At 48.8% G+C, this 12,322-nt stretch carries 9 protein-coding genes; 5 read left to right on the top strand and 4 right to left on the bottom strand.

Going from position 1 to position 12,322, the window contains the following annotated elements:
• Positions 1–14 precede the first annotated feature (14 nt).
• Positions 15–440, bottom strand: coding sequence for a DUF1573 domain-containing protein (locus GA0116948_RS11815; protein ID WP_089712397.1), 426 nt, complete (start codon positions 438–440; stop codon positions 15–17).
• A 48-nt stretch (positions 441–488) separates the two neighbouring features.
• Complete coding sequence (gene nusB, locus GA0116948_RS11810; protein ID WP_089712395.1) at positions 489–1,415, bottom strand: transcription antitermination factor NusB; 927 nt, start codon at positions 1,413–1,415, stop codon at positions 489–491.
• Positions 1,416–1,754: 339 nt separating this feature from the next.
• On the opposite strand from nusB, the gene GA0116948_RS11800 reads away from it, so the two are divergent.
• From GA0116948_RS11800 to GA0116948_RS11775, 5 genes are all read left to right on the top strand, one after another.
• On the top strand, positions 1,755–2,033 hold the full coding sequence (locus GA0116948_RS11800; protein WP_089712391.1) for a co-chaperone GroES: 279 nt from the start codon (positions 1,755–1,757) through the stop codon (positions 2,031–2,033).
• A gap of 52 nt (positions 2,034–2,085) precedes the next feature.
• Positions 2,086–3,723 carry a chaperonin GroEL gene (groL, locus tag GA0116948_RS11795; protein WP_089712389.1) on the top strand — a complete coding sequence of 546 codons (1,638 nt, stop codon included), beginning with the start codon at positions 2,086–2,088 and terminating at the stop codon, positions 3,721–3,723.
• A 226-nt stretch (positions 3,724–3,949) separates the two neighbouring features.
• Positions 3,950–4,462: an FKBP-type peptidyl-prolyl cis-trans isomerase gene (locus tag GA0116948_RS11785; protein ID WP_089712385.1), complete on the top strand. Its 513-nt coding sequence runs from the start codon at positions 3,950–3,952 to the stop codon at positions 4,460–4,462.
• A 37-nt stretch (positions 4,463–4,499) separates the two neighbouring features.
• Complete coding sequence (locus GA0116948_RS11780) at positions 4,500–5,927, top strand: L-serine ammonia-lyase (protein ID WP_089712383.1); 1,428 nt, start codon at positions 4,500–4,502, stop codon at positions 5,925–5,927.
• 127 nt (positions 5,928–6,054) lie between these two features.
• Positions 6,055–8,871, top strand: a complete 2,817-nt coding sequence (locus tag GA0116948_RS11775) for a BamA/TamA family outer membrane protein (RefSeq protein ID WP_123891774.1) — start codon at positions 6,055–6,057, stop codon at positions 8,869–8,871.
• 43 nt (positions 8,872–8,914) lie between these two features.
• Here GA0116948_RS11775 and GA0116948_RS11770 read toward each other — a convergent pair whose 3' ends face one another.
• Positions 8,915–9,424, bottom strand: coding sequence for a hypothetical protein (locus tag GA0116948_RS11770; protein WP_123891775.1), 510 nt, complete (start codon positions 9,422–9,424; stop codon positions 8,915–8,917).
• Between the two features lie 76 nt (positions 9,425–9,500).
• A complete protein-coding gene (locus GA0116948_RS11765; protein ID WP_089712377.1) occupies positions 9,501–12,137 on the bottom strand; it encodes a valine--tRNA ligase in 2,637 nt (878 codons plus the stop codon).
• Positions 12,138–12,322 lie beyond the last annotated feature (185 nt).

Below are 12,322 nucleotides of genomic sequence, written 5' to 3'. Positions count from 1 at the left end.
TTGTACCGTACCGCTTATTTCACCACATTACACACGATGCGCGGCCCGGGTATAAAAGGTGTTTCCGTATTGGCCTTGATGGAGATCGATTTCTCCTGGGCACCTTCTTTTCCACTGCTGTTAAAAGACACTTTTAATTCGCTTTCCTCGCCCGGTTTAATGGGTGCTTTAGGCCATTCCGGAATAGTGCATCCGCAACTGGCTTGTGCATCGGTAATGAGGAGGGGCGCATGACCGGTGTTTTTAAATTTGAAACTGTATTCCACCACCTCGCCTTCATGTACGGTCCCGAAATCATGCACTTCCTGGTCGAAGGTGATAACCGGAAAACCCTGTTGACTGCTGTCGCTGGCAGCAGGGGAGGCTGTGTGAGCCGGTTGTCCCTGGCGGCAGGCGCCCAGCAGTAGGGCAGTGGCTATCAGATAGGAAAATAATTTCATGCGCTGCGAAAAATTTGCCGTAAAAATAGTGCTTCCAGCCAGGAATCCCTATTTTTTGCGGTCTGTTTTCTGGATGAGTTGCTGTTGTTCCAATTCTTTCAGCACATTGTCCAGGATACCATTGATGAACTGCCCGCTTTGCGGCGTGCTGTAGGCCTTAGCCAAATCAATATATTCGTTGATAGTTACTTTAATCGGGATGGTGGGAAAATACAGGAACTCGCACACGCCCATTTCCATGAGCAACATGTCTACCGCCGCAATACGCTCTGAGTCCCAGTTTTGGAGTTTAGGTTTTATAAGCTCCAGGCAATAATCTTTCTTATCGATCACCGTAAGCAGCAACTCGCGGGCATAGTCCAGCTTTTCTTTGCTGATCAACTGAAGAAAATTAAACAACTGCGGCTTATTAAAGTAGTTGCCAATGAGCAGGTGCATCATCTCTGCATCGTCGGTCCAATGAGCAAATTGATCTTCCATATGTTGCTGGAAGCTTTCGTTTTTGCTGAGAATATCATTATAAATGAATTCCAGGATATGCTTTTCACTGGAGCGCACACGGGTTTCGTCTGCAATGTAAGTTTTGTAAGTATCAGATGCAGCCAGCTCGTTGTACAGTTTGCGCAACAGCTCGTTGTCGGGGAGGTATTTTAGTTTCCATTGTTCCAGGTTTACCTTAAAATCACTGTCTGACAGGATCTGGTATAGAAATTCGTTCCCGGCTATTTTGGTATTCACATGCAGGTCGGCTTCACTGGGCAGGTGCTTGTTGGCACGGGTCTGTGCATCGGTTTCCGCGTATTGCGCCACACGAATGATGGAGTAGAGCAGGTAGGTAAAAATTTGTCGGGTTTGTTCCAGCTTTTCATTCAACAAGCTAGTGGCTGTTCCCGGCTTAATAGTGCTTTGCTCCATCGTTTCCAGGGCATAAAGTGTTTGCATCACCTTCACCCGGATATTTCTTCTACTAATCATGAATTTAAGAACTGGTATGAGGGCGCAAAGCTAGGCATTTCAGGCCATTCTGCAAAAGGAGGCTTTCATTGTAGCAGAAATTGTTTTGATCTCCCGGTGCATGCACCCGGTATTTATACCCGGCGTGTTTCGTTCATTAATTCCCTGTTTTGCAGCTCCGACAATCTGGCTGTCAAGATGGGCAACTTGGCAGGCGGCCTGGTGGGTATAAAACGGACAAACTGCAAATTTGACCAGAATGCGCGCCTGATGATCGTAAAAGGGGGCTTGGCATAATTCTCGTGGCCATGCAATCACACAAACAAACCATCAATCTACGTTTTAAAACTATACTAAACTATGGCTAATTTAAGTATCAAACCATTGGCTGACAGGGTAATCGTTAAACCCGCAGCCGCTGAAGAAAAGACCGCCGGAGGTATCATTATCCCCGACACCGCTAAAGAAAAACCACAAAAGGGTACCGTAGTGGCCGCCGGTCCTGGTAAGAAAGATGAACCGGTTACGGTAAAAGTAGGCGATACGGTATTGTATGGTAAGTACGCCGGCACGGAAATCAGCGTGGAAGGTCAGGACCTGCTGATCATGCGTGAATCTGACATCCTGGCTATTGTGTAAGGTCAATTCATCCAATTCACCATTTCCTAAAAATTTAAATGATTTAAACATTATGGCAAAACAATTATATTTTAATACAGAAGCCCGCAACAAAATGAAAAAGGGTGTTGATACCCTGGCTAATGCGGTGAAAGTAACCCTCGGTCCTAAAGGCCGCAACGTGGTGATCGAAAAGAAGTTCGGCGCACCTGCTGTAACTAAAGACGGCGTTAGCGTTGCAAAAGAAATTGAACTGGAAGACGCCATCGAAAACATGGGCGCCCAGATGGTAAAAGAAGTAGCCTCCAAAACTGCCGACATCGCAGGTGATGGTACTACCACCGCTACCGTTCTGGCACAGTCTATTATCGGCGAAGGCCTGAAAAATGTGGCCGCCGGTGCTAACCCGATGGACCTGAAACGTGGTATCGACAAAGCCGTAAAGGTGGTTGTTGAAAACCTGAAATCACAATCTAAAGAAGTAGGTAGCAACCACCAGCTGATTGAACAGGTAGCTACTATTTCTGCCAATAATGATTCCGCTATCGGCGCCCTGATTGCCGAAGCCATGCAGAAAGTAACCAAAGACGGTGTTATTACCGTGGAAGAAGCCAAAGGTACCGACACTACTGTAGAAGTTGTGGAAGGTATGCAGTTCGACCGTGGTTACCTGTCTGCTTACTTTATCACCAACAGTGAAAAAATGCAGGTAGAATTGCAGAATCCCTACATCCTGATCTACGATAAGAAGATCAGCACCATGAAGGATATACTGCACATCCTGGAAAAAGTGGCCCAGCAAGGCGCTCCCCTGGTAATTATCTCTGAAGACCTGGATGGCGAAGCACTGGCTACCCTGGTAGTTAATAAACTGCGTGGTACCCTGAAAGTAGCTGCTGTAAAAGCCCCTGGATTTGGCGACCGCAGAAAAGAAATGTTGCAGGACATCGCCGTACTCACCGGTGGTATCGTGATCAGCGAAGAACAAGGTTACAAACTGGAAAATGCAGACCTCACCTACCTGGGTAAAGCAGAATCCATTACCATCGATAAAGACAATACTACTGTTGTAGGTGGCCGTGGCGAAAAAGAAAATATTGCCGCCCGCATCTCCCAGATCAAATCCCAGATCGAAGTAACTACCTCCGACTACGACCGCGAAAAACTCCAGGAACGCCTGGCTAAGCTGAGCGGCGGTGTTGCAGTATTGTATGTTGGCGCTGCTACCGAAGTGGAAATGAAAGAAAAGAAAGACCGCGTAGATGACGCCCTGCACGCTACCCGCGCCGCAGTGGAAGAAGGTATAGTACCCGGTGGCGGTGTAGCTTATATCCGCGCCATCGAAGCCCTGCTTAATGTGAAGGCAGACAACGAAGACGAAGAAACCGGTGTAGCCATCGTTAAACGAGCCATCGAAGAACCCCTTCGCCAGATTACCGAAAACTCCGGTATCGAAGGTTCTATCGTAGTACAGAAAGTGAAAGAAGGCAAAGGCGATTATGGCTTCAATGCCCGCACGGAAGTATACGAAAACCTGTTTGCAGCCGGTGTAATCGACCCGACGAAAGTAAGCCGTATCGCCCTCGAAAACGCTGCTTCCATCGCTGGTATGTTGCTCACCACCGAGTGCGTGATTGCAGACAAACCAGAACCTAAATCTGCTGCCCCTGCTATGCCAGGTGGTGGTCACGGTATGGGTATGGATTATTAATCTTTCCGACAACAATGTTAAAAAACTCCCGGCTGCATTTGCAAACCGGGAGTTTTTTTATGAAATCCACTTGCTATGGTATTATTCTCCTCACCCAAGGTAATAAATACCCAGGTCCGGTGTTTAATAGGTGAAGCTAGGAAAGGCAGCTGCATACCTGCCATTCCTTCCTGCACATTTCCCAAAAAAGAGTAACTTTCGGACACCTGTACCGTTATAACAATGTATGAAACGAATTTTGCAACTTTTTATAGCTGTATGCCTTGTGAGCGGCCTTTTATCCGCCTGTAAAAAGGAAGCCAGCAGCGCCGGACCAGGTACACTGGATCTCATCAGCGTTCGCCAGGATTCTATCATTCTCCAATACCTGACCGACAATAATATCACCGCCAATTACGACCCCTCCGGTCTTTATTTCCGCATCATTAAACCAGGAGACGGCATTCACTACATTACCCTCACCGATACGCCTTATGTAATCTATACCCGTCGCCTCATTAACGGGATAATAGTAGAATCTTCCAAAGGACAGATCACCAACTTCGATGGCCGGCAGTTAAAGGACCATATTCCCGGCTGGCAGATCGGCCTGCAAAAAATTTCAAAAGGAGGCTCCATTGAACTCTATATTCCGGCAGTATTGGGTTTCGGGTCACAAGCCATTTACGATGGCAATGTACTGATTGTACCTGCCAATGCCGTGCAGATCTGCCAGGTAGAACTCGTGGATTTTCATTAAATGCGCTTATCTTGCACTACAACATAAACCAACCATCGTGGCGCACGAAGCAATATCCGTATTCGACATCTTTAAGATCGGCGTAGGACCCTCCAGTTCCCACACTTTAGGCCCCTGGCGTGCCGCATTACGTTTTTTACAAACTCTTTCTGATCACCACCAGTTACACCAAGTAGCCCAGGTACGCGTACTGCTATACGGCTCCCTGGCCAAAACCGGCATTGGTCATGGTACCGGTATTGCTGTGCAATTAGGACTTTGTGGAGACGATCCCGTAACCTTCGACGTAAACCAGATTACCCCCAAAATACAGGAGATGCAACGCCGGAGAAAAATGTCGCTGGCCGGCCAATACGAAATCGATTTTAATCCAGATACGGACGTGGAATTCTTGATGGACGAATCTCTGCCATTCCATCCCAACGCCCTCACGTTTTTAGTGAGCCTGCATAATGGGGAACAACACGCCGCTACCTACTATTCCATTGGCGGTGGTTTTGTAGTGCAGGAGGGAGAACACAAAACTGGCTCCACAAGTGTAGACCTGCCTTTTCCCATCGATACAGCCCGGCAGTTGCTGCAATGGTGCATTAAAACAGGCCTTAGCATTTCCGAATTGGTGATGGAAAATGAACATGCCTGGCGCCCGGAGGCAGAAACCCGTGCCGGCATACTCAGGATATGGCAGGTAATGAAAGAATGTATTTACCGGGGCGTACATACCGCAGGCGAATTGCCGGGGGGCCTGAAAGTAGCCCGCCGCGCGGCTGCGCTTAATAAAAGATTACTGAATGGACGTAATTATCACGACTTCGACAGTTGGCTGGCCGCCATCCGCGAAGGTGGGAACCACTTCGGCTACACGCTGGACTGGGTGAGCTGTTTTGCCCTGGCCGTAAATGAGGAAAATGCCTCCTTTGGCCGTGTGGTAACCGCGCCCACCAATGGGGCCGCCGGCGTAATACCCGCCGTACTGGCCTATTTCATTACCTTTTGCGATGGGTATGCAGCAGAAAAGATCCTTCAGTTCATACTTACCGCTTCCGAAGTGGGCAGTATCTTCAAAAAACGCTCTACTATTTCGGCAGCCATGGGCGGCTGCCAGGCAGAGATAGGCGTGTCTTCCGCCATGGCGGCAGCGGCGCTTACGGAAGTATCGGGCGGTTCGCAACGCCAGGTGCTGATGGCTGCAGAAATTGCCATGGAACATCATCTGGGCCTTACCTGCGACCCCATTGGTGGCCTGGTACAGATACCTTGTATAGAACGGAATACGATGGGCGCTATCAAAGCCATTACAGCCTCTCAGCTTGCCCTGCAAAGTAATCCGGACCTGGCAAAAGTATCGCTCGACGCCGTGGTGAAAACGATGTGGGAAACCGCCCTGGACATGAATTCCAAATACAAAGAAACTTCCGATGGCGGCCTGGCCACCAATATTCCTATTAGCCTTCCGGAATGTTAATCCAGGTGAACGAACCTCCCGGTAGCCCCTTGGAGGGATAAAAACGAATGATTAGCTTTAGCCCCACGCATTAAACATTACACCTTTTCATTCGTCTATTGCCTTGTCAAGTTCACAAACAAATGCCTTGAAGTATTTACCCATACTGCTTTGCTGCTTAGTTACCACTGCCGCCATGGCACAGCAGTTTGGCGGTAATCCACCTTCGTTGAAATGGGACCAGATCAATAACGATACGGTGCGGGTCATTTTTCCCCGTACACTCTCTGGCACGGCACAGCGCGTAGCCAGCCTGGTACAATACATTAATCAGCACGATCGTAGTTCCATTGGCAACCAGCAGCGTAAAGTGAATATGGTACTGCAAAACCAAACCATGATCTCTAATGGTTACGTACAGTTAGGCCCCTTCCGCTCCGAATTTTACCTGGCCCCACCACCCAATACCGACCTTGGCCCCGCCTACTGGCCCGACCAGCTATCAGTACACGAATATCGCCATGTGCTGCAGAACATGAATTTTAGACAGGGCATTTCTAAAGTATTGTACTACCTGGGGGGCGATCTGGGGCAGGCCGGTGCTACTAACCTGGCAGTTCCCAACTGGTTTTGGGAAGGGGATGCTGTAACCATGGAAACTGCACTGGGCGTGCAGGGCAGGGGTAGGCTACCCGGCTTTTTCGATGGCATGCGCGCCCTCTGGCTGGATCATAAAAATTATACCTACATGAAGGTGCGCAATGGCTCTTATGTAGACTTCATCCCCGATCACTATCCCCTCGGCTACATGATGTCTTACTACGGCCGGAAACATTATGGACAAACATTTTGGAAAGATGTGACGACCGATGCAGTACGCTTCCGGGGTGTCTTTTATCCATTGTCCAATAGCCTGGAAAAACGTACCGGTCAGCGGATCACAGGGTTCTATCATGCTACTATTAAGGAATTTGAACAATATTGGCAGGATGATTCTTTGCGTATGCCCCCCAGCGCTGCTACCCGGTTTTCTCCAGATAGCCACACCGTTACCAATTACCCCTACGTGTACAATGCCGGCCCGGATACCTGGGTGTACCTGAAAAACAGTTACAAAAAATTACCCGCCTTCTTTCGCCAAACACCCGATGGACAGGCGCATTTTATAGCCCGCCCAGGTACCAATTTCGACGACTATTTCAGCTATCGCAATGGACGGCTGGTATGGACGGAGGCCCGCTTCGATGCCCGATGGAACAACAAACAATATTCCATCGTAAAAATAGCCGACAGTACCGGTCATACCCGCAATCTTACTACGCGCACCAAATACTTTAGCCCGGATATCTCCAACGATGGAAAACGGGTAGTGGTAACCGTTAGTCCACCCAACCTGCAATTTAGCGTGCAGGTATTGGATGGCGAAACAGGCCAGGTAGTACAAACCCTTCCCAACCCGCAAAATTGGTATTACAGTTATCCAAAATTCACCGCAGACGACCAGGCCATCATTGCCGGGGTAAGGGACGTGCATTCCCGCATGGCCCTTATCCGGCAGTGGTTGAAGGATGGGAGGGTAGATACGCTGATCGCTTTTGGTAGCAATGTGATCGGAATTCCCACCGTTACCCGGGATGCCGTATATTTTACCAGCGGTTATGAAAGCGTTGATAACGTTTACGCATATACGTTTTCTGATCGTAAGATTCACCAATACACCGCGCGTCCCAACGGTGTAAAACAGGTGGCTATCGATGTCCGGCAGGATAAATTGGTTTTCAGCGAGTTTCGCACCGGGGGATTTACGCTGTATACCGCGCCGCTGGCGCCTTATAGCCCGCAGGCAATAGACTTTAGCAAAGACGGGCGCAGCGCGTGGCTACATCCAGATTTTAAAGAAGGCGGTAATATACTCGACAAGGTACCGGATACACATGTTGAAGAAAAGAAATATCCGCTGCTCGCCCATCCGTTTAACTTTCATAGTTGGGTGCCTACCTTTAATGATCCCGATTACACATATAGTTTACTGGGAAACAATATCCTCAATACCACCGAAACGAATGTGGGATATGCCTACAACCGCGATGAGGGCTATTCCCAGGTGAATGCAGGCTTTACATTTGCGGGCTGGTTCCCCTACCTGCAAATGAGTACGGCCTACACCACCAACCGAAACGCCTACCTGCGCCAAGGACATATTTACTGGAACGAGTGGACCGGCCTCCTGGGATTGGCAGTGCCGCTGAACCTGTCTTCCGGCATTTACAACCGGGGCCTTTCCATCAGTACCAACTATAACTTCGTGGAGCGTACACGCATGGATAAGTCCAGGCTGCAATTCGTTGGATCGGCTAAGGATATTCAATATATTTTTAGTAGCCTTACTTTCGTGAACCAACGCAATACTGCCGTACAACAGCTTTTCACCCACTTTGGCCAAACCTTGCAGGTGCAATACGCCCACTCTGCCACCAGCACCGAAGCCTGGCAGCTCTTCTCCAGGCTGGACCTTTATTTACCGGGATTTTCCAATAACCACAGCATCTTACTACAAGGCGCTTTCCAATTGCGCGATACATCCCGTAACTACGTCTACAGCGATCACTTCGCCTACGCGCGGGGGTATAACACGCCCGCCTATACAAAATTGTATAAGCTGGGTGCCAACTACTACTTTCCGATAGCATATCCCGATTGTGGCTTTGCACAGCTTTTGTATATCATGCGGCTGCGGGGCAATATATTTTACGATTACAGCATGGGATACGAAAATACATACCCCCGCAGCCATACGCGTTATGCCTCCACAGGCGCAGAGTTATATTTCGATACAAAGTTGGGCAATGAGCTGCCCTTCGCTTTTGGCTTCCGCTTCAGCCACCTCCTGGACCGCGACCCACAGGACAACGCCAGGAACCGTTTCGAAGTGATCATCCCGCTTCAACAATTATTTAACTACTAATACGAAAAAGTCCTGCCGGTAAGAGCAGGACTTTTTTAGGAAGTTATAATATTACAAACCGCAGGTCGGGTACCTTGTAATACTTATCCGGCGGGTATTTCACGATAATATTACTAAAGAACAGTTCATCTCCACGCTGTAAAGTTTCCTTCAACTTATTCACCCAGATATCCGACAGTTTCGCGGTATGTTTGAAATTATCGCCCAGGTATTCGATGTAGTAACCGGCTTTGTTGGTGGTATCGTTTACAAAAGACGTTTTTTGCTCGTAAGTAAATTCGAAGGAAATTATTTCGTACTTGTTATTTTTCTGGTCGCGCACCACCAGGTTCTGGTCTAGTGTTTTAATCACTTCGGGGCGGGGCAGGGTATCGCTGAGGTAAATGCCCCAGGTGCTGCGGAAACGCAGATCGGTCTTTTTGGCCAATGGTGCTTGCGTAGCAGTTTTGGCAGCGCCAGGCTTAGCGACCGGTTTTGCAGCCGGTTTTTGTTGGGCATGGGCTTCAAAAGCAATTCCACAAAGCATTACAGCAAATAACCATATTCTGGACATGCGATGAATTTTCAGGTAAAGGAAAGGGAAAGACTGGTCATCTTTCCCTTCTCAAAACGTTATTACAAGCGTAAAATTATAAAGCCTTCAAACTTTCCCCAATGGCCTTGATCTTGGCTTCGGCGTCATCTTTCTTTTGCCGCTCCAGTGCAATAATTTCCGGTTTGGCGTGCTGCACAAAACGTTCGTTAGAAAGTTTCTTGTCTACTGATTGAAGGAAGCCCTCGTAATAGGCAAGGTCTTTCTCCAGCTGGGCTTTCTGGGCTGCCGGGTCCATGGCCGTTTCTGTTTCCAGATAAAATTTATCTTTCTGGATCACCAGCGCAATGGCACCACTTACAGCAGCCTGGGCAAAGTAAATGTCCGATGCATTTACCTGTTTGGCCAGGATGGATTTGATGGGACCAAAGGCCGCTTCATTACTGGTTTCTATGTGCAGTACAATGGAGTCCTTTGGTTTTATGCTGTGCTTGTTGCGCGCATCACGGATAGCGGTGATCACTTCCTTGGCGAGATCGCCGGCGGTAAGTAAAGCCCCGTCTGTGGCAGTTGGGGTGGAAAACTGTTTAATGATCAGGTCATCCCCTTCAGCCCTGTTGGCCAGGTGGTGATACAAGTCTTCCGTCACGAAAGGCATGAAGGGGTGCAACAATTGCATCAGCTCTTCAAAAAAGGTGATGGTTTGCTGGAATACGGCTGCATCGATGGGCTGTTCAAAATTAGGTTTTATCCATTCCAGGTACCAGGAGCAGAAGTCGTCCCATACCAGACTGTATATGATTTTTAATGCCTCACTCAGCCTAAAACCTTTGTAAGCTGCTTCCACGCTGGCCTTGGCTTCTGCCAGGCGGTTGGCAAACCACTGTACCGCAAAATTGTCTTTGGTAGATGCGTTGGCATCGCCCTTGCGGCGGGTCTCCCACATCTTCACCAGTTTCAACGCGTTCCATATCTTATTGGCAAAGTTGCGGCCCTGCTCACAACTACTATCGTCGAATAGCAGATCATTGCCCGCAGGAGAGGAGATCATAATACCAAAACGTACCGCATCCGCGCCAAACTGTTTAATTAGTTCCAGCAGATCCGGCGAGTTGCCAAGTGACTTGCTCATCTTACGCCCTTGCTTGTCGCGTACCATACCGGTAAAGTACACATCGCTGAAAGGCTTTACCTGCTTATATTCCAGGCCAGCCATGACCATACGGGCCACCCAGAAGAAAATAATATCCTGGCCGGTTACCAGCACAGAAGTGGGGTAGTAATAATTAATGTCTGCATTCTCCGGCTCCGTAATGCCTTTAAATACTTGAATGGGCCATAGCCAGGAAGAGAACCAGGTATCCAGGCAATCTTCGTCCTGCGAAAGATCGTTCACACTGTAGGCGAATGCCGGATTTTTTGCCTGGAATTGCGCCAGTGCTTCCCCGGCACTGTTGGCCACTTCAAAAGTACCGTCTGGTGCGTAGAAGGCCGGAATGCGTTGCCCCCACCACAGTTGGCGGGATATGCACCAATCCTTCACATTCTCCATCCAATATTTGTAAGTAGCCATGAATCTATCACCGGGGTGAATGGTTACTGCTCCACTTACTACCGCATCCAGCGCGGGTTTGGCCAGCTCTGGCATTTTTACGAACCATTGGGTGGAAATGCGGGGCTCTACTACCGCATTGGTGCGTTGCGACATGCCGGTTTTAGAAGGATAGGTTTCTTCCTTCACCAACAGGCCTTTTTCTTTCAGCTCTTCCACCACCTTCTTGCGCGCCACAAAGCGGTCCAGGCCTACGTAAATCTGGGCCGCCGCAGACAATGTGCCATCGTCATTAAGCGTGTCTATAATCTCTAGGTTATGTTTCAGTCCCAGGTTGTAGTCGTTAATATCATGCGCCGGCGTTACTTTCAGACAGCCGGTACCAAAGTCCTTATCCACATATTCATCGAAAATAATGGGAATACGCCGGTTGATCAGCGGTACCAGGGCATACTGTCCTTTCAGGTGGGAATAGCGTTCATCGGTCGGGTTTACGCAAATAGCGCTATCACCCATGATGGTCTCGGGGCGGCCAGTAGCGATGGTGATATACTCCGTACTGCCTTCCAGCTGATACTTTATATGGAAAAGGCGTCCTTCCACTTCGCGGTACTCCACTTCCTCATCGCTCAGGGCAGTTTTGGCGGCAGGGTCCCAGTTAATCATACGCGCACCCCGGTAGATGAGTCCTTTCTGGTATAGATCAATAAACACTTTGATCACCGCAGCATAATAATGGTCGTCCATGGTGAAGGTCACCCGGTCCCAATCGCAGCTACAGCCCAGTTTTTTGATCTGGTTGTAGATGATACCACCATATTTATCTTTCCATTCGTAGGCATATTGTAAAAAGGTTTCGCGGGTAAGCTGCGATTTATCGATGCCTTTTTCTTTTTTGAGCATGTCTACTACCTTGGCTTCCGTGGCTATGGACGCATGGTCCGATCCAGGTACCCAGCAGGCGTTGAACCCGCTCATGCGGGCATGCCGCACTAGTATGTCCTGCACCGTTTCGTTGAGCGTATGCCCCATGTGCAATACACCCGTCACATTCGGGGGGGGGATGACTACCGTAAATGGCTGACGATCATCCGGTTGAGACCGGAAGTAGCCTTTGTCCATCCAGTGCTGGTACCATTTCTCCTCGGCTGCCGCAGGCAGGTAATTTTTCGATAATTCCATTGCTGTCTAAAATATAAGTGTGCAAAAATAACTGACATTCCGCAAAGCGGGAAATCTGTAATGGTGAAGTACATTTATCGTTCAAAATCCACCACGTGTCCAAAAATCATTGCCATCCAATAAATGCAGGTTTGCTTTCCGCGGAATGCGTGACATCTTTACAATACCGTCAAACATTGACTTGC

The sequence above is a fragment of the Chitinophaga costaii genome, from assembly GCF_900094705.1.
Classification (GTDB): Bacteria; Bacteroidota; Bacteroidia; order Chitinophagales; family Chitinophagaceae; genus Chitinophaga; species Chitinophaga costaii.
This window is presented reverse-complemented; position numbering and strand designations above follow the sequence as displayed.

Coding starts and splice junctions, on each gene's coding strand:
- GA0116948_RS11815 (WP_089712397.1), bottom strand. CDS start 440: ATGAAATTATTTTCCTATCTGATAGCCACTGCCCTACTGCTGGGCGCC.
- nusB (WP_089712395.1), bottom strand. CDS start 1,415: ATGATTAGTAGAAGAAATATCCGGGTGAAGGTGATGCAAACACTTTAT.
- GA0116948_RS11800 (WP_089712391.1), top strand. CDS start 1,755: ATGGCTAATTTAAGTATCAAACCATTGGCTGACAGGGTAATCGTTAAA.
- groL (WP_089712389.1), top strand. CDS start 2,086: ATGGCAAAACAATTATATTTTAATACAGAAGCCCGCAACAAAATGAAA.
- GA0116948_RS11785 (WP_089712385.1), top strand. CDS start 3,950: ATGAAACGAATTTTGCAACTTTTTATAGCTGTATGCCTTGTGAGCGGC.
- GA0116948_RS11770 (WP_123891775.1), bottom strand. CDS start 9,424: ATGTCCAGAATATGGTTATTTGCTGTAATGCTTTGTGGAATTGCTTTT.
- GA0116948_RS11765 (WP_089712377.1), bottom strand. CDS start 12,137: ATGGAATTATCGAAAAATTACCTGCCTGCGGCAGCCGAGGAGAAATGG.